Raw genomic sequence first — 18451 nt, forward strand, 5'->3', positions numbered from 1 at the left:
CCGGAGATCATGCTGCGTTCTTACGTGGTCGTCCGCGAGGACGCTTCCGGGCGATGACCACTCCCTGATCGAGGATCTCCCCGCCCCACACGCCCCAGGGCTCGGCACGGTCCAATGCCGCATCCAGGCAGGTACGCCGGATGGGGCACTGAGCGCACAGCGCCTTCGCCTGCTCGAGTTCGGCGGGGGTGTCGGCGAACCACATGTCGGGGTTGGCCGCTCGGCAGGGTACCGACAGCTGCAGCTCGGCCAATTCGGTCGAGCTCATTTCGGTCGAACCCTGTGCAGCGTAGGCACTTTCGGACTCTGGTCGGCATGTCGTCCGGATCGTGGCGGTTGACACGTCGGTCTCCTCTACTTTTCGTGCGGCGTCGTTATCGGTTCGAGGGGTGATGCGAACCTGTCGGCCTCACGCTCGGATAGAGGAACTACCTGAACGAGAAAGGCCACGGTCCGCGAGTGCGGGTCCGTGGCCTGGTGGGGCTTGTCGAAGCGTCTACCGACAGTGAAGTCGGTGTCTGCTGTCGAGCACGGACGCACGTGGTGCGCGGTGACGTCGGGTTGCCTGAGCAACGGCTTTCGCTCCCGGTGCCAGGGCGACCTGGGCGGAATTCGACCCCGAGGCCGCATATGCGGACTCGTGGATGGGGCCGAAAGCGGAGGAACGAATCCACGTCTGCGCAACAGAGCCTGCGGCGGCGGCATGAGTGCCGAGGGGGGCAACTCCGAATGGTGCCGTGCCGAGGACAGGGCTGAACGCGACGGTTGCGTCGGCAACGGCGGCGTGGAATGTGTTGATCATTTTTTCAGCTCCTGTTCTGGTCTCGTAGGCGGAATGGACAGTGCGCGATCTCCCGCCGCACGTGAAACAGACTAAGCCCCCCGCCGATATCTGCACAAGTTATTTTCTACCTGCGGTTTCACGGAGATTTTCATACCTCCGCTTCACGTGTCCGAGGCCCGCACCACGGTGAGGACTTCTTCGCCGAACCGCTCCAGTTTCTTGGCCCCGATTCCCGGAATCGCGACCAGCCCACGCTCGTCCTGCGGTTGCTGCTCCGCGATGGCCGTCAGCGTGTTGTCGCTGAACACCACGTACGCGGGCACCTTCAGTTCGCGGGACTTGTCCAATCGCCACGACTTCAGCGCATCGAGCAGTGCGATATCGACGTTCGACGGACAGCTTTCACATCGACCGAGCATGGTCGCGGACGTCCCGATCAACGGCTTTCCACACAACCGGCACTTGGGTCCGGATTTCTTGGCAGCGGGTGCGGCGATACGCGAGGCGGGCGAATCCTCGGGCACGAGACCGATGAGAAACCTGGATCGCCGGCGAGACTTGCGCCCACCCTCGTTGCGGGCGAGCGCCCAGGACAGATGCAGGTGCACTCGGGCGCGCGTGACACCGACGTAGAGCAGTCTGCGTTCCTCCTCGATCGCGGCCTCGTTGTTGGCGCTCGGGTCGTTGCCGATCGCGTGCGAGATCGGCAGAGTTCCGTCGGCGAGACCGACGATGAACACCGCGTCCCACTCCAGCCCCTTCGCTGCGTGCAAGGAGGCCAGAGTCACACCCTGCACCGTCGGAGGATGCCGCGCCTCGGCACGCGCAGCGAGCTCCCCCAGCAACTTCTCGAGGGTCAGGTCCGGCTCGTGAACGAGAAGTTCCTCGGTGAGTTGCACCAGACCGCCCAACGACGCCCATTTCTCGCGGGCCTGCGCACCGGTCGGCTCGGTCGCCGTCAGGCCCAGCGGTGCGAGCACGGCCCGCACCAGAGCCGTCAGGCCATCGCCGGACTGCGCGCCGTCGGGTAGATCGTCACGACCGGCCGCCTGCCGCAGCGCATTGACTCCCTGCCGCACCTCCGGTCTGGTGAAGAACCCCTCCCCGCCGCGCACCTGATACGGAATCTTCATTTCGGTCAACGCCTGCTCGTGCGCCTCCGACTGAGCGTTGATGCGGTACAGAATCGCGATCTCGGCCGGCTCGACCCCCTTGGAGATCAACCTCTTGACCGCCCGTGCCACACCATCGGCCTCCGCCGGCTCGTCGTCGTACTCGAAGAACTCCGGCTCGGGCCCTGGCTCCCGCTGCCCGATCAATTGCAGCCGGGTGCCGGCAATACGTCCACGAGCGGCTCCGATGACACGATTCGCCAGCGACACCACCTCCGGCGTCGACCGGTAGTCACGTTCGAGCCGAACCACGGTCGCCTCGGGGTACTTGCGAGAGAAGTCGAGCAGATATCGAGGGGACGCGCCGGTGAACGAATAGATCGTCTGGTTCGCGTCGCCGACGACGGTGAGATCGTCGCGATCGCCCACCCAGGCGTCGAGCACTCGTTGTTGCAGGGGTGTCACGTCCTGGTATTCGTCGACGACGAAGCAGCGGTAGCGCTCGCGGAACTCGTCGGCCACCGACGAGTGCTCTTCCAGAGCTGCGGCAGTGTGCAGGAGGAGGTCGTCGAAATCGAGCAACATGCCGTCACCGCCACGAGACTTGAGCTCCTCGTACCCGGCGTACACGGCAGCGACCTTGGCGGCATCCATCGGAACGTCGCGGCGATTGCTCGCCGCGATACGCGGGTAGTCCTCGGGTGCGATCAACGATCCCTTGGCCCACTCGATCTCACCTGCGAGATCGCGGATCGCGTCGGTCGAGGTCGACACTCCGGCGCGATTCGCCGCCTGCGAAACAACTGTGAACTTGCGATCGAGTAGCTGCCAGCCGGTGTCTCCGACGACCTGCGGCCAGAAGTACTTGAGTTGCCGCATCGCCGCGGCGTGGAACGTACGGGCCTGCACGGGAGGTCCGTCTCCCCCGACCCCGAGCTCGCGCAGGCGGCCGCGCATCTCGCCGGCCGCGCGAGCGGTGAACGTCACCGCCAGTACCTGCCCCGAGGACACATGCCCCGCCGAGACGAGGTGCGCGATGCGTCGAGTGATCGTGCGGGTCTTGCCCGTGCCGGCACCGGCGAGAACGCACACCGGGCCGCGAGGAGCCAGTACCGCCGCGGATTGCTCCGGATCCAGTCCGGTGGTCATCGCGTCGTCAGCCATGTGGACCATTGTGTCAGTGCGCACCGACAGTTCCGCCCGGGCCTGAACCTGCCGGAACAATGGCGTCGGTGCTCCTGTTGACTCTTGTCGTGACCACTACCGAGAACACTCCGCAGAACCCAGCCGCCCTCACCGTCTACTCCACGACGTGGTGCGGTTACTGCCGCCGACTCAAGACCCAGCTCGACGAGGCGGGAATTACATACGCCGAGATCGACATCGAGCAGAACCCGGAAGCCGCCGACTTCGTCGGAAGCGTCAACAACGGCAACCACGTGGTGCCGACCGTCCTCTTCGCCGACGGCTCGACTGCAACCAATCCCGGTCTCGCCGAAGTCAAGCGCGCGCTGTCGCTCTGATCGCGCGTCAGACCGTGGCCGCCCACGCTTCGAGCATTCCGCGCGCGATCGAGATGGATCCGGGAAGCAGCAATCGGGAGGTCGACTCAGATCCCCAATCGCCCAGTTCCAGCGCCGCGACAACCTCGGCTCGATCGAACCAGTGGGCTTCGGCAATCTCGCCATCCTGGAAAAGCAACGGCTGCTCCGGGTCGGCGACAGCCGAGAACCCGATCATCACCGAACGCGGGAACGGCCACGGCTGGCTGCCCAGGTAGTCGATGTCGGAGACGTCGAGGCCGACCTCTTCCTTGATCTCCCGTGCCACACAGGTTTCCAGGGATTCGCCGGCCTCGACGAAACCCGCCAGAACCGAAAATCGCCGCTCGGGCCAGGCCGGTGCGCGTGCCAGCAGCACTCTGTCGCGGCCGTCGTGGACCAGGCAGATGACTGCGGGATCGGTACGGGGAAATTCCTCGTGGCGGGTGGACGTACTGGTGCGAGACCACCCCGCGTTCGACGGAACCGACGGCGCGCCGTCGAGCGAGCTGAACTGTGCGCTCGCATGCCAATTGAGGATCGCCAACGCGCCGGTCACCATCGACAGTGCAGTGCTGTCCAGGCGATCACCGTCGGTGCGTAGGTCGCCGAGCGTGCCCTCCACGATCTCCACCCGCCTGGTCCACAGGTGCCGGTCCCCATGGATTCCGAGAAAGACCGCGTCAGCCGTCGGTTCCGGTGCAACATCGACGGCGGGAGTGAGGATCAGACCGTCCTCGTCGACGCCGAATCTGCCTCTGCCGTCGACGTTCAGCAGTCGGCCGGTCGACCAGCCTGCTGCGAGTACGGCAGTGTCTCGGCGTAATTCCTCGGCCCTGTTCAGCGGTGACCGGGAGAGGCGAGGTGGGTCTGAGAGGTGGAATTTCGGCACGCTCGGAACCCTACTCGGACTTCGTTACTCACCCACACGACGGATGTACAGCAGGCGATCGGACGCCTCGACGGCATCGACTTCCGGAGTGCCGACCCGGAAAAGTTTGCCGCCCCGCACGACTCCGAGCACGATGTCGGTGAGATGCCGCGGAGAGCCTCCCACCTCGTCGCGTTCGACTTCGCGCTCAGCAATCGCGAAGCCTGCCTCGGGCGTCAACAAGTCCTCGATCATCTCCACCACGGACGGTGTGGACGTGGCGATGCCGAGCAACCGGCCCGCGGTCTCCGAGGAAACGACCACCGAATCAGCACCGGACTGACGCAGCAGATGGGTGTTCTCCGCTTCTCTGATGGCTGCGACGATCTTGGCCTTGGGAGCGATCTCGCGAGCGGTCAGAGTCACCAGCACCGCGGTGTCGTCTCGATTGGTCGCCACGATGATGGCCGATGCATGCTGGGCTCCGGTGAGTCGGAGCACGTCGGACTTGGTCGCCGAGCCGTGGACGGTGACCAGGCCCAGGGCCGACGCGGCATCGAGCACCGTCTGATCGGTGTCGACCACGACGATATCGGACGCCGGTACACCGTCTCCGAGCATCGCGTCGACTGCGGTTCGGCCCTTGGTGCCGAAACCGATGACCACGGTGTGATTGCGCACGCTGCGTCTCCATCGCTGAATTTTGAATGCTTGTCTCGACCGCTCGGTGAGAACCGACAGCGTCGTTCCGACCAGCAAAATGAGGAACAGGACCCGAAGTGGTGTGATGACGAGAATATTGACCAGCCGCGCCGACGGGCTCATCGGCGCGATGTCACCGTATCCCGTCGTCGACAGCGATACCGTCGCATAGTAGAACGCGTCCAGGAAGGACAGTTCGCCGTTCTGGTTGTCGCTGTAACCGTCGCGGTCGAGGTACACGACGAACGCTGCGAGAAACAGGATGCTGAGCGCCATCAGTACCCGTTTGTAGATCGCGCTCCACGGACTCGATTCGAGCTCCGGGACTCGAAGCACTCCGACGAGCGCGAAGTCGGGCTTGTCGGTCAACGCGCCACTGTCGCTCAGGCGCGCGCGCAACCTACCTGCCACGTCGCCCGCCGAAGTGTGCGCAGAAGTCGAGATCATTCACGGCACGCAGCGTAACCCCATGCAACGAATCTGTGCCGACGACTCGGGATGTGGCACGGTAAGTGCATGACACAGCGACCAAGTCAGGCAGCCGCACTGCGCCTCGCCGGACTGCTCACCGGAGCCGGCATCCTCCACTTCGTCACCCCGACGTTCTTCGACGCGCAGGTTCCGACGGCACTGCCGGGTTCGGCTCGCACGTACACCCAGGTATCGGGGGTCGCCGAGCTCGCGGTGGCCGCGACACTGGCTGCTCCTGCGACGCGCCGTCTGGGCGGCGCACTGGCGGCCGCTCTGTTCGTCACGGTCTTCCCCGCCAACATCAACCTCGCATGGAAGTACGTGCAGAGCTCCAAGACTTCACCGGCGCTCAAAGCAGCCATGATCGCCCGTCTGCCGCTGCAGATCCCGCTGATCACCGAGGCTCTGAAGGCTCGTCGGAACGCGCCGTAGAGTCGATCGACGTCGCCGCGGCCGGGCCCTCGAGAAGTTCGGCCAAAGCTGTTGCGTCCGGAAGGTTCTCGGGCGAGATGGTGTGGCCGCTGCGGACATAGTGGAACGCCGCGCGTACGCGGTCCAGCGAAACCGGTTCGGCCCGCCCGATCGACATCAGCTCGGCCCACGCCAACCGGTAGGCCGCGAGTTGCATCGACACTGCCTGCTGTTCCGACGCCGTCGGCTCTGCACCGGTTTTCCAGTCGACGACGGTCCAGCCGCCGTCGGGGTCCGCGAACACGGCGTCGATTCGACCGCGCAGCACCGTGCCCGCAACGGACGTTTCGAACGGGACCTCCACCTCCACCGGGCTGCGCAACGACCATTCCGAGTCCAGAAACGCCTGCTGCAACGTTTCCAGGTCGACGTCGGCCGACGCACCTGTATCGGCCGAACCCGGTAACTCGTCGAGATCGAGCAACCGGGTTGCACCGAACCGCCGCTCGACCCAGGCGTGAAATGCAGTTCCTCTGCGCGCCAACGGGTTCGGAGGAAACGGCAACGGCCTACGCAGTCGCGATGCCAGGCCATCGGGATCTGCGGCCAGGTCCACCAACTGCGTCACCGACAGGTTGCCTGGTAAGGCCACGTCGACTCCCGCGACGGATCTCGCTGTCCGCTCCGCCAGCAGGGTCTCGACATCGGCTGCCCAGTTCTCCGGGTCGGTCAAGGTTGGGTCGTCAGTGCTCTCACTCGAATTGGGCTGCGCTGCAACACCATCTGCCAGTGCGTGTAGCACCTCCCGCGCACCGCTCTCGACCGCACCACGCCTTGGTCCGAGCGGGTCTCGCGGCCAGGATGCCGTGTGCGGCACAGCCCCGAGTGGGTTCTGCACTCCGTCCTCCGGAGCCGGGGCCCACTGCTCGATCACAGCCGCGGGGTCGTCGGATCCGCTGACCTGCCTGTGCAACTCGTCGAGAAACTCCGACGGCCCACGCGACTTCGTCGACGTGTGGTCCCAGTGGTGCGCAGACACCAACAGCACCCGTTCGGTTCGGGTCAGAGCCACGTAGAACAGTCGCCGGTCCTCCGCGAGCCGGCGCCGGGCCAGCGCATCCTTGTGGCTCTTCACTGCATCCTCGAGGTCCTTGCGGTTGTACAGCTGGTCGAGCTCGAGAACCGGAACACCCTCGGAGCCCTCACCGTCCAGTGCGCGATCACCGCGCAGCGACGGCGGAAGTTCGGCCATGGCTCCGAGCCAGGTCGAGGACGCGTTCGAGGACGGGAACACGCCCTTCGCTACGTGCGGCACGGCCACGACCTCCCATTCGAGGCCCTTCGCGGAGTGGACAGTGAGCACCTGAACTCGATGTGGGGCGACGTCGACCTCGCCGGGAGCGAGACCGTCCTCGACCGTCTCCGCGGCAGCGAGGAACGACAGAAACCCGGTCACCGTGGCGGTGGGATTGTCTCCGTAATCGGCCACCACGTGGGCAAATGCATCCAAGTGTTCGCGGCCGACTGCCCCGTCGGTACCGATCGGTGTCCGGGCTTGCGCTTCGACGCCGATGTTCATGATCCGCTCGATGTCGCCGACCAATTCCGTCAGCGGTTGCCCGATTCGGTCGCGCAGCAGGTGCAGTTCACCCGCGAGGGCGACGATCCGCCGGTAGCCGACCTCCGAGTACCGCTCGGCCGGACCTGGATCGGCTATGGCGTCTGCCAGGCCCGCCTGCTCGGACTGCTCGCCCGGCAGTGCGCTGCCGAGTGCGGCGTCCAACGTCTCGGGGTCGTCGACCCGACCCGCGGTGCCGAACCCGCTGCGGATCTCGAGTTCTCGGGCGCGCTGGGAGAGTGCCCGCAGATCCGTCGGCCCGATCTGCCACCGAGAACCGGTGAGGATGCGCATCGCGGAACTGCCGGCAGTCGGGTCGGCGACCAGTCGCAGCATCGCGATGATGTCTGCCACCTCGGGAACGTGCAGCAATCCGCCGAGCCCGACGACCTCCACCGGCAACCCACGACTGCGCAGTACCTCTGCGATCGGTTCGGCATCGGCGTTGCGTCGGACCAGTACTGCAGCGGTGGGCGGTGGCCGATCCTGCTCGAGGGCCGAGCGGTACTCCCCCGCGATCCGGTCGGCAATCCACTCGCGTTCGCCCAGAACCGTATCGGTGACGGCAATTCGGACGTCTCCGGGAACGGCTCCCGGACGCGCCCGCAGAGTCGGTACCGGAACACCGACGCGGCGCAGCGGATCGGTGATCAGATTCGCCAGAGTCAGCGCTTCGGGCGGATTTCTCCAGCTGGTGAGTAGTTCCAGTCGAGGGGCGGGGCCGCCGTCGGCCTGCGGAAAGTCGGTGGCGAACCGTGGCAGGTTCGCTGCCGAGGCACCGCGCCAGCCGTAGATCGATTGCATCGGATCGCCGACGGCCGTCAACGCCAAGGTTGGGTCGCCGCCGGATCCGAACAGTGAGGACAGCAGGACGCGTTGGGCATGCCCGGTGTCCTGGTATTCGTCGAGCAACACGAGCCGAAAACGTTGCCGTTCGGCCATTCCCACCTCGGCATGATCGGCCGCGACCCGCGCCGCCATCGACATCTGCGAGCCGAAATCCAGTGCGCCCTCCCGGCGCAGAGTCTGGCCCAGCCGTTCCACCAACGGCAACAACCCGATTCGTTGATGCTGCGCGTCGAGGATGTTCATCAGCTCTTTGGTCGGGCCACCGCGTTGTCGCGGACCAGGCCCCAGCGTGTGTACCAGTTTCTCCAACTCCACGTGTGCCTGGCGCAGTTCATCGGGATCGACGAGATGCTCGGCCAACTGGCCCGAGAGCGCCAGTACCGCCTCGGTCACCGACGTGGGGTTTCGATCGGTGTCCAGGTCGCCGTCCCAGGTGCTGACGACGCGGTGCGCCAGCTGCCACAGTTCGGTTTCCGAGAGCAGTGTCGCGGACGGTTCGATCGGCAGTAGCAAGCCGTGCTCGGTGAGCAGTCGGCCTGCATACGAGTGATACGTGCCCACTTCGGGCTCGGCACCGAGAATCCGTTCGCGCAGTGCCAGACTGGGATCGAGTGCGCGCACCAGATCGGATCCGGCCAGCCGCGCCAGCCGCGCCCTGATCCGAGACGTCAACTGCTGCGCAGCCTTTCGAGTGAAGGTCAGGCCGAGCACCTGGTCCGGGTCGACGAAACCGTTGGCCACCATCCACACCACACGGGCCGCCATCGTCTCGGTCTTGCCCGCCCCAGCTCCTGCCACCACGAGCATCGGGCCGGGCGCGGCTGCGATCACGGCAGCCTGCTCGTCGGTCGGCGGATGCTTCTGGCCGAGGGCCCGCGCGAGTTCGACCGGTGTCACGCGCGCAGCGCCGGCACGCGCTCGCGTCGATGCCGTCATTGCTCGGTCACCTGCCGTCCGGTCTCGTGCGCTGGGCAACTCGATTTGACCGGGCAGTGTCTGCAGCCATCGTTCACCCGCGCCTCGAATGTCGGCCCCTGTGTGGCCGATGCGGCCTGGTGCACGGTGTCCCGCCACTCCTCGAGTTTCTCCGGTGTCGGAACTTCCTGTACGCGCTGAGTCGCCCCGTCCTTGTTGTGCGGTTTGGCAACGAACACCAGCCGGGCTCCGCCGGGTTCGCCGGCGGGCTCGCCCTCGATCGCGCCGGCTGCAGCAGCAACCTGGTAGGTGGCGAGCTGATGGTGGTTACGTGCGTCCTCCTTCGACATGACGGTCTTCGCCGTCTTGACGTCGATGATCACCGGCCGACCGTCCGGGTCGTGTTCGAGTCGGTCGATGCGTCCACGCAACGCGACCGCCGGCTCGTCGTCCGAGCGGGCCTCGAGTATGCCCTCGACGCGCACCTCGACGCCGGCCTCGGTGAGCTCGCCTCGACTCCCCTGCAGCCAACTCTCGAATGTCTCCAGCATGGCCCCGGTTCGATCCAACTCGTGCCGCGAGTACCACTGCGAACCGAGATCGACTGCATCCCAGGCCGTTTCGAGTGCACGACGAAGTTGGTCCGGTGGTATCCGGCCGGCCACTGCCTGGACGAGAGTGTGCACGAGAGTGCCGGTGACCGCATGGGTGTTGGAGCCATCGTTGCCGCCGTGACGTTCGAGCATCCACCGCAGCGGACAGGTGGTGAGTTGTTCCACCGTCGACGGCGACAGTGGCACCGGACCGTCGCCGAGCTGCCACAACGGAGCGTCGGTGCTGAGCCCTGCCACCCCGAACCACTCGTCCGGATGTGCGCCTCGGACACCAGCATCGGCGAGAGTTGCCAGATGGCGAGCAGCTCGGGCTCGCTTGTCCGGATCATGTTCGGCAACGACTGGATCGCACACGACACTGCGCAGCTCGGCAACCAGCATCGGCAGCGCCAACACCCGATGTGCGGACTCGGGCGCTTCGGGCAGAAGGAGCGGCTCGCCACCGACGTCCACCCCGCGCAGTTCGTCGACGAAGCGCGAACGGACGAGGTCGGCATCTCCGGTACTGGAATCGACAGCAGTGACGAGCAGAGTCGATCGAGCGCGACTGCACGCAACCAGAAACAGCGTGCGCTCCTCGGCGAGCAGCGGTGCCGACTTCGACAGACGCCCGTCGAGTGCTGCTCCGGCGTCGAACTTCCCGGACACGAGGTCGACCAGTGTGTCGGTCCCGAGGAGGCTTCCGCGCGCTCGAAGCCCCGGCCACAGACCTTCCTGAACCCCGGCCACCGCAACGAGCTCCCATTCCCGACCCGCAGCAGAGTGCGCACTGAGCAGGGTGACAGCGTCGGCTCGAACCGTGGCGCGATGAGAATTCAGAGTGGGAATCTCCTGCTGCGCAATGTAATCGAGAAATCCGCCGATCTGTGCCCGCGGCAGCCTGTCGACATAGGCGGCCGCCGCGTCGAACAACGCAACCACTGCATCGAGGTCACGGTCTGCCTGGGCACCGGCCGAGCCACCCCACGCGGACGCTCCCGCCCAGCGACGTTCGAGACCCGATGCCTGCCAGGCTGCCCACAACACGTCCTCGACACCGCGGCCCGTCCGGGCAACCGCCCTGGCCTTTCGGATCACCCCGAGGGCTTTGCGCAGTGGCGCGGACTCCACATCCGACAGTCCGCCGATCCATCCGGTCTTTCCGCGAGAATCCTCGGTGAGGACGCCCCTGAGAAGTTGGGCCGAGTCGCGTTCACCGCCCGATGCGAGCTCGAGTCTTCTCATGCCCCTACGCAGTCGACGGAGACCCACCGGATCGGCTCCGCCGATCGGCCCGGACAGCAATGCCAGTGCATCTTCACCGTCGAAGGTCGGATCGGAGATCGCCCGCAGCACCAGCAGTAGACCCACCGCCCCGTGCTGGCGATGCAGCGGAAGCTCGGAGGTGGGCGTGACCATCGGAACACCTGCTGCGTGCAGCGCCCGGCGCAACGGTGCAACGGTCCTGGGCACCGACCGCACCACGATGGCCATCTCGGACCACGGCATACCGTCGATCAGATGAGCCCGCCGCATGGCGTCGGCGATGATCGCGGCTTCCTTGGCCGGCGAGGACGCGACGTGCACCCGCGCCGCAGGGTTGCCGAATCGGGCAACGGCCACCGGCTCGGGACACCGGTGCCGACCGAGCCCGGGCAAACGCCTCGCCATGATGTCGGTCAGCTCGGCAACCTCCGGCACGGACCGGTGATTGCGCGTCAGCACCACTCGCCGTGGCGAATTCACCTCGACCAGGTCGGCCACGAATGCGGGATCGGCACCACGAAAAGTGAACACGGATTGATCGGGATCCCCCGCGACGACGGTCGATTCGGTATCGGTACCGATCAGTCGAACCAATTGTGCCGCTTGCGGATCGAGGTGCTGGGCATCGTCGACGACGAGGTGACGGATGCGGGCACGTTCACTGCGCAGAAGTTCCGGATCGGTGGCGAACGCCATCAGCGCGGCACCGATGAGCTCGGCGGCATCCAGACCCGGTGCCGTGGCTCCCGCAGCTTCGACGCCCACTGCCCCGCGCAGCAACATGGCTTGTTCGTACCGAGCGGCGAACCGTCCGACCGCAACCCACTCGGGTTTGCTGTGCTTGCGACCGAGTTTTATCAGGTCTTCCGGCCCGATACCGCGTTCGGCGGACCTGAGCATCATGTCCCGCACCGCGGTCACGAACCCCGCGGTGCCGAGCGCCGGACGCAACCTATCCGGCCACTCGGCGGCACCGTCCTCGAGGTCGCCCCGCAGCATCTCGCGCACCACGGCGTCCTGCTCGGCACCGGTCAGCAACCGCGGTGGCGGGTTGCCGTACAGAGACGCCTGGAGTCTGAGCACCGCAAAGGCATAGGAGTGCACTGTACGAACCAACGGTTCACGTGTCGCCCTCAGCGCGTGGTCTCCACTGAAGAGGCCGGAGGTGATCACCTCGCGCACCGCGGTTGCCGCCCGTTTGGACTGCGTGAGCACCAGAACCGACTCCGGATCACCGGTCACGATGCGCGAGACGGCGTAGTCGGCCACGAGCGAGGTCTTACCCGTGCCGGGGCCACCAAGGATCTGCCACGGATTCCAACGCGGAGCACCATGCGCCGCGTCGGCCGCCGAATCCGGTCGTGACGAGAGAAGCTGAGCAGCCGCGCCGGACCACGTGCGGGCGGGCCGAGCCACCTTGGGTGCCCGGACGAGGGTCACCGTCGCGCCGTGTCTGCCGTCCGTGCTCATGAGTACAGATGCAATCACGGACCACCGACAACGCTCGCCTCGGTGCCGAGGCGTCCGCACTGGACCGGCAGAATCCGCGGCGGCACGCCATGCGGCATAGTGGTCGACGTGCCCGAGTTGAATCTGCATACGTTCGGACCCGAAGACGGTCCTGAAATCCTCGCCGTTCACGGTGTGACCGGCCACGGTGCCCGCTGGTGGGATCTCGCCGAGAATCACCTGCCCGAAGCCCGAATTCTGGCTCCGGATCTGATCGGCCACGGCTATTCCCCGGCCACGCCGCCCTGGGACATCGATGCGCAGGTCACGGCTCTGAAGGCCGTGCTGGACGCCCACGCGCGCGGTCCGGTCGTGGTGCTCGGACATTCGTACGGCGGCGCGTTGGCCGTCCATCTCGCGCAGAGGTTCCCGGACGCGGTGCGGGCGCTGGTTCTGCTCGATCCCGCGATCGCGCTGCCGCCGGACGAGCTGCTCGAGGTGGCCGAGGCCACCGCGAAGTCCCCGGACTACACCGACGCCGCTGAGGCGCGATCGGAGAAGATCCACGGGGCGTGGGCGGACGTGCCCACCGAATTGCTCGACCGCGAGGTCGCCGACCATCTGGTTCCCGCCGACGGCGGAAAGGTGGCGTGGCGAATGTCGATTCCGGCGATCGTTGCCACGTGGGGTGAGCTCGCTCGTCCGATCGTCGTGCCCGCCGAGAGCGTCCCGACCATCGTGGTTCGGGCCATGCGCGTCGAACCTCCTTATGTCACCGACGAATTCCTTGCTGCACTGCGGGAACAACTCGGTGAGAACCTGCGTACCGTCGAACTCGACTGCGATCACATGGTCGGCCAGGCCAAGCCGGTCGAGGTGGCCGAGCTGGTGCGATCCGTGCTCTAGATGGCCCCGATCACCGAGGCTCAGGTCGAACGTGTCCGCGCGCTGGTCGCGTCGATTCCCTCAGGATTCGTCGCCACGTACGGGGACATCGCGGCCGCTGCCGACCTGTCGAGTCCGCGCATCGTGGGATGGATCATGCGCACCGACTCCGCCGACCTCCCGTGGCATCGCGTCCTCGGAGTCAGTGGCAGGCCCGCCCGGCACCTCGCCACCCGGCAGCTCGAGACGCTGCGCAGCGAAGGAGTGGCAGTCCACGACGGCCGAGTGCCGCTGAAGTCGATTCGATTCGACTTCGGGGCGCTCCCATCGCCGGTCGAGTCGACCACTAACCTCGGAGGATGAACATCAGAGACGGGCTCGGGCAATTCGATCCCCGCCCCACGGCGAAGTTCGCCCTGTCGAAGGCGAGCACCTTCGTCGCCTCTGCCGGACTCGTCGTCGACGAGGTCTCGGGCACCCGGGTGGCGGGTCACATCGACTTGACGGACGAGCACTTCACCCCGTGGGGAGTCGTACACGGCGGGGTCTACACGACCGCTGTCGAGAGCGCCGCGAGCATCGGTGCAAGTGAAGCGGTGAAGGACCGCGGTGAGTTCGCGGTAGGAGTGCACAACGGCACCGACTTTCTCCGCGCGAGCAAGGGCGGTCGCGTCGACGTTGTCGCAGAACCGTTGCAGCAGGGTCGTGTTCAACAATTGTGGCTGGTGACGATCACTGCCTCCGACAGCGGCAAGACCATTGCACGCGGTCAGGTTCGGCTGCAGAACGTGCCTCTGCCGACATGACAGCGCCCGCACCATGACGCCGGTCTGCGATGCGATCGTCCTCGCCGGCGGTCGCGGATCGAGGATGGCCGATCCCGAGCATCCGATGTCGCCGCAGGAGGTGGACAAGCCGGCCTTGACCGTCGGCGGCCGTCGAATGGTCGACATCGCAGTGGACGCCGTATCGAACTGCCGCCGAACGGTTCTGGTGGGTCCACCACGCGACGGTGTGGCGGACCATGTCGTCCAGACCCGCGAGTCGCCTGCCGGCGGTGGGCCCGTTGCGGCCCTGGCCGCGGGACTCCGCTCCCTCGATGACAGTGCACATTCGGAGCACACTGCAGACCTGGTGGCCGTCGTCGCGGCGGACATTCCACTCCTCGACTCCGCCGCAATAGGGTCCCTGATCGATTCCATCGCGCACTCCTCAGCACGTGCAGTATTCGCTCGCGACAGCGCAGGCCGCACGCAGTTCCTACTGGGGGTGTGGCAGCATTCAACGCTACGAGCCCTTATGGCACAGCTGGATTCGGTAGAAGGTGCACCGATGCGCCGGATCGTTCCGGTCGATCATCAGGTCATCACGCTTCCCGATATCGAGGACTGCGACACCCCTGCCGACCTTCTGGCCGCTCGCCTCGCCGCGCAGCCGTCTCGGACGCTCGAGGTCGCCGACGCATTGGAGCGCATTCGACGCAGTCTCCCTCCCCTTCCGATCCGTCGAATTTCCCTGCCGGACAGTGCCGGAACCGTCCTCGCAGAACCCCTCGTGTCCCAGACCGCACTGCCGGCAGTCGACATCTCCGCGATGGACGGTTACGCCGTCTGCGGCTCCGAGCCGTGGACGCTGCGGCCCGACATCGCCTACGCCGGAAGTGTCGACATCGCCGGACTCACCGCCGGAACAGCGGTGCGCATCGCGACCGGTGCTGCGCTCCCGCCCGGCGCGACGTCGGTGGTGCGCGACGAGCACGTGACCCACGATCCGGACGGGTCGGTGCGTCGACTGTCGACCACAGCGCAGTCCGACGACACCCGTCGGTGCGGCGAGGACTGGCTGCCGGGCACCGAACTCGTCGCCACCGGAACTCCGATCGATGCGGCGGTACGGTCTCTCGCCGCCAGCGCGGAAGTTCCCGACGTGACGGTGCGCGGTCCGGTTCGTGGTCGAATAGTGATCAGCGGCAACGAGATTCGATCAAGCGGGCCACTGGCCCCCGGCGAGACCCGAGACGTTCTCGGATCGGTGTTGCCGGAGTACCTGGCGCACTGCGGCATCGCGGTCGTCGATGTGACACTGCTCGACGACTCGGCCACGGAATTTCGAGACGTCCTGACTCGCACGCAGGACCTGGACGTCGTCATCGTGGTCGGAGCGACCGGTGGCGGTGCCGCCGATCAGCTGCGCACGACACTGGCGACACTCGACGCTGAATCCATCGTCGGCCGGATGCGTGTCAGACCCGGCGGATCCCAGATCACCGCGGCGCTGCCCGACGGTACAGTGGTTCTCGGCTTACCCGGCAACCCCCTGGCGGCCGTCGTTACGGCACTGCTGACGGCGCCCGCGATCGTCGACGCGTTGACCGGCAGAACGGTGCGTCCACCACGAATGGGTCTGTTGTCCAATGCCGCGGACGTTCGATCTGCGGTCCCACGCATCGTCCCTGTCACCGTCGACGGCACGCGTTGGCGGGCAGATACAGAGGTACGCACTGCACATCTCGCTCACCTGGTCGGCCGGGATGCGCTCGCACTGGTCCCGGCCGAGATCAGCGCCGACGAACCGGTGACCATTCTTCCGTTGCCGTACTGAACGATTCACTGTCCAGGGATCGAACGCCCTCGAAGTAGCGGGCCACCACCAGATCGACGATTGCTGGATGGACCCCCAACGGCTCACCGAGGCCGTCTGCACCTGCGTCGGCCAAACGATTGTGAAAGAGCCCGCGCGCCAACAGATACGACGCAACGAAGATTCGAGCGTGTCCCTCCTCCCGCAGAGCCGACACCGCCTCGGACACAGTGGGGACAGCGGTGGCGACGTACCCGATGCGCACCGGGCCTCTCGCGACGTCGGCCAGCATCGCTGATGCTCGAACGTGTTCTGCCAGCGCCCGGGGGTCGGACGACCCTGCGGCGGCGAGCACGATCGAATCGCCTGTGCGCCAACCGGCGTCGCGTAACCGATCGAGCATGACCTCAGCGAGTACGGGGTCCGGCCCAAGAGCACGGGTTACCGCGACCGAGGCATGAGCGCTGTCGGCAATTTCTCGCGGTACGTCGGTGTGGACGTGGTACCCCGACGCCAGGAAGGCGGGAACGACGACCGCCGACTCCGGCGTGTCTCTCAACACCTCGGCCGGGGAAGGTCCGAGTACGTCGACGAATGCCACACGGGTGGTACCGATCCGGGTCGATACCGCGTCGGCCAGTGCGGCGATCATCTCGACACCACGCGGATTTCGGGTGCCGTGCGCGACCAGCACCAGCTTCGGTGTCATCAGTACTTTCCCCCGTCTACGACGGCCACACGCGCGTGCACGGCGGGCTCGTCGGTATCACAGTCCGATTCGGTCTCGACGTGATCGAGTGCGATCCGATACCCACGCTTGACCACGGTCTGGATCGCCTTCGGCGCGCCGAGAGAGGACCGGAGTCTGGTCATCGCTGTTTCGACCGCGTGGGTGTCACCTCCCCCACCGGGCAAGGACGCGAGCAAGGCCTCCCGGGAGACGACGCGGCCGGGATTGCGAGCCAGGGTCTTCATCAGTGCCATTCCGGCCGGCGACACCGTCCGCACTTCACCGTCGACCACCACACATCTGCCGCGGACACTGACCACGTGTCCGCCTGCGTGCAGTCGACCGGTTCGTCTCGGTAGTTCCTCGGCGATGTGCCGCGCCAGTGCTCCCAAACGCGCCCGCGCGGGCTGTGTGGTGGCCACGTTCAGTTGTTCGAGGGGTGCCGCCGTCACCGGCCCGACACAGACCGGAAGTACCCGCGTGCGCAGCGATTGCAGCAGGGGTTCGAGCACCCCGTTCTCGTCGGCGCGCATCAGCATCGACGCCACCGCGGGTGCCGAGGTGAAGCTGACAGCGTCCAGATCGCCGACGACGACGGCTTCGATCATCCGGTCCATCGGGCCCTGGTCGTCGGGGGCCGTCCAGCGATACACCGGTACCGGAACCACTTCGGCTCCAGCACAGCGCAGTACCTCGCAGAAGTCCGGAATCGGCTCCCATTCGGTCGTCGCGCCGTGCAGTTGCACGGCGATACGTTTGCCTTCGACCCCCTCGGCGAGTAGGTGCTCGAGGACCTCCGCGGAGGATTCGGAGGCGGGCGACCATTCCTCGCGGAGATCGGCGGCCCTGATCGCGCCGGTTGCCTTGGGGCCGCGGGCCAGCAACCGAGACGCCCCGAGCGCCGAACCGAGTTCTTCTGCCCGCCCCCATCCGTCTGCGGCCTCGACCCAGCCCCGGAATCCGATCCCCGTGGTGGCGACGGTAATTTCGGGTGGATCCGCAATGATCGCGGCAGTCACGCGTTCCAGCTCGGCATCGTCCGCGAGCGGGATGATGCGGATCGCGGGGGCATGCATCACGGTTGCTCCCCGCCGCTCGAGCAGAGTTGCGAATTCCTCGGCCCGACGCGACGCCGTGATCCCGACGGCGAACCCGGCCAGAGGCGTTCCTGCCCCCGCGATTTCGCTCACGTAGAGCCGCCGCGGACGAGCACGACACCCTCGACGCAGGAGACCTCGAAGGATCCGAGACCGACCTCCACATCGTCGAGGCAGCGCCCGTCGACCAAGGAGAAGACCTGCTTGAGCAACGGCGATGCGACCGTGGGCTCGCCACCGCGGTCGCCCACGAGGCCGCGCGACATCACCGCTGCGCGTCCGAACGGATCGATGTTGCCCACCGCGAACAGTCGTCCGTCGTCGAGCAGAAACAGCGCCGCTTGGGTGCCGCCGCGCAGGAGCACCGCTACCCCGCGCCCCGGAATCAGCGTGTCGTGTGTGCAGGCCGGGGTCCACTCTCGCGAAAGATCGTTCGGTACCGATGTAAGGGAATCGATGACAGTCATGGCGTACCTCCTGGTCAGCTATTTGACGCTGCTCGTGTTTCTAGGCCGTTAAGTCGCGATTACTCACCTGTGCACATGCGCTCAGTTTCGTGACCTGCCGGTTGTCAGGA

At 66.4% G+C, this 18451-nt stretch carries 16 protein-coding genes; 6 read left to right on the forward strand and 10 right to left on the reverse strand.

Annotated elements, in window-relative coordinates; all coding sequences use genetic code 11:
* Window positions 1–7: 7 nt before the first annotated feature.
* From QM797_RS11595 to QM797_RS11605, 3 genes are all read right to left on the reverse strand, one after another.
* Window positions 8–268 (reverse strand): WhiB family transcriptional regulator, encoded by a 261-nt coding sequence (locus tag QM797_RS11595; RefSeq protein ID WP_283275695.1) that lies wholly within the window; start codon window positions 266–268, stop codon window positions 8–10.
* A gap of 228 nt (window positions 269–496) precedes the next feature.
* Window positions 497–802 (reverse strand): hypothetical protein, encoded by a 306-nt coding sequence (locus tag QM797_RS11600; protein WP_283275696.1) that lies wholly within the window; start codon window positions 800–802, stop codon window positions 497–499.
* Between the two features lie 143 nt (window positions 803–945).
* The gene (locus QM797_RS11605; RefSeq protein WP_371833836.1) at window positions 946–3060 is read right to left on the reverse strand and encodes an ATP-dependent DNA helicase UvrD2; all 2115 of its coding nucleotides are present in this window, start codon (window positions 3058–3060) and stop codon (window positions 946–948) included.
* Window positions 3061–3149: 89 nt separating this feature from the next.
* On the opposite strand from QM797_RS11605, the gene QM797_RS11610 reads away from it, so the two are divergent.
* Window positions 3150–3419, forward strand: coding sequence for a mycoredoxin (locus QM797_RS11610; protein WP_283275697.1), 270 nt, complete (start codon window positions 3150–3152; stop codon window positions 3417–3419).
* A gap of 7 nt (window positions 3420–3426) precedes the next feature.
* Here QM797_RS11610 and nudC read toward each other — a convergent pair whose 3' ends face one another.
* Window positions 3427–4329 (reverse strand): NAD(+) diphosphatase, encoded by a 903-nt coding sequence (gene nudC / locus QM797_RS11615; protein ID WP_283275699.1) that lies wholly within the window; start codon window positions 4327–4329, stop codon window positions 3427–3429.
* A gap of 24 nt (window positions 4330–4353) precedes the next feature.
* Complete coding sequence (locus QM797_RS11620; protein ID WP_057477500.1) at window positions 4354–5421, reverse strand: potassium channel family protein; 1068 nt, start codon at window positions 5419–5421, stop codon at window positions 4354–4356.
* Between the two features lie 105 nt (window positions 5422–5526).
* On the opposite strand from QM797_RS11620, the gene QM797_RS11625 reads away from it, so the two are divergent.
* The gene (locus tag QM797_RS11625) at window positions 5527–5913 is read left to right on the forward strand and encodes a DoxX family protein (RefSeq protein WP_283275700.1); all 387 of its coding nucleotides are present in this window, start codon (window positions 5527–5529) and stop codon (window positions 5911–5913) included.
* Here the strand turns inward: QM797_RS11625 and QM797_RS11630 are convergent.
* Window positions 5876–9295 carry an ATP-dependent helicase gene (locus QM797_RS11630; protein ID WP_283275701.1) on the reverse strand — a complete coding sequence of 1140 codons (3420 nt, stop codon included), beginning with the start codon at window positions 9293–9295 and terminating at the stop codon, window positions 5876–5878. The two genes, QM797_RS11625 and QM797_RS11630, sit on opposite strands and share 38 nt — an antisense overlap.
* A complete protein-coding gene (locus QM797_RS11635; RefSeq protein ID WP_283275703.1) occupies window positions 9292–12603 on the reverse strand; it encodes an ATP-dependent helicase in 3312 nt (1103 codons plus the stop codon). Before QM797_RS11635 ends, QM797_RS11630 begins: the two co-directional genes overlap by 4 nt.
* A 108-nt stretch (window positions 12604–12711) precedes the next feature.
* Here QM797_RS11635 and QM797_RS11640 point away from each other — a divergent pair, with 108 nt between their 5' ends.
* The 4 genes from QM797_RS11640 to QM797_RS11655 are packed head-to-tail and all read left to right on the forward strand — an operon-like array spanning window position 12712 to window position 16068.
* Entirely contained in the window at window positions 12712–13488 is a 777-nt protein-coding gene (locus QM797_RS11640) for an alpha/beta fold hydrolase (protein WP_283275705.1), read from the forward strand.
* Entirely contained in the window at window positions 13489–13830 is a 342-nt protein-coding gene (locus tag QM797_RS11645) for an MGMT family protein (protein WP_283275707.1), read from the forward strand.
* Window positions 13827–14273, forward strand: coding sequence for a PaaI family thioesterase (locus QM797_RS11650; protein WP_283275708.1), 447 nt, complete (start codon window positions 13827–13829; stop codon window positions 14271–14273). Before QM797_RS11645 ends, QM797_RS11650 begins: the two co-directional genes overlap by 4 nt.
* A 13-nt stretch (window positions 14274–14286) precedes the next feature.
* Complete coding sequence (locus tag QM797_RS11655; RefSeq protein ID WP_283275709.1) at window positions 14287–16068, forward strand: NTP transferase domain-containing protein; 1782 nt, start codon at window positions 14287–14289, stop codon at window positions 16066–16068.
* Here the strand turns inward: QM797_RS11655 and QM797_RS11660 are convergent.
* The 3 genes from QM797_RS11660 to nirD are packed head-to-tail and all read right to left on the reverse strand — an operon-like array spanning window position 16025 to window position 18341.
* Window positions 16025–16756 carry a sirohydrochlorin chelatase gene (locus QM797_RS11660; RefSeq protein WP_283275710.1) on the reverse strand — a complete coding sequence of 244 codons (732 nt, stop codon included), beginning with the start codon at window positions 16754–16756 and terminating at the stop codon, window positions 16025–16027. The genes QM797_RS11655 and QM797_RS11660 overlap by 44 nt on opposite strands.
* Window positions 16756–17967, reverse strand: a complete 1212-nt coding sequence (locus tag QM797_RS11665; protein ID WP_283275711.1) for a uroporphyrinogen-III synthase — start codon at window positions 17965–17967, stop codon at window positions 16756–16758. The genes QM797_RS11660 and QM797_RS11665 overlap by 1 nt, the downstream gene beginning before the upstream one ends.
* On the reverse strand, window positions 17964–18341 hold the full coding sequence (gene nirD, locus QM797_RS11670; protein ID WP_283275712.1) for a nitrite reductase small subunit NirD: 378 nt from the start codon (window positions 18339–18341) through the stop codon (window positions 17964–17966). Before nirD ends, QM797_RS11665 begins: the two co-directional genes overlap by 4 nt.
* Window positions 18342–18451 lie beyond the last annotated feature (110 nt).

Source organism: Rhodococcus sp. IEGM 1381 (genome assembly GCF_030056795.1).
Lineage (GTDB): Bacteria > Actinomycetota > Actinomycetes > Mycobacteriales > Mycobacteriaceae > Rhodococcoides.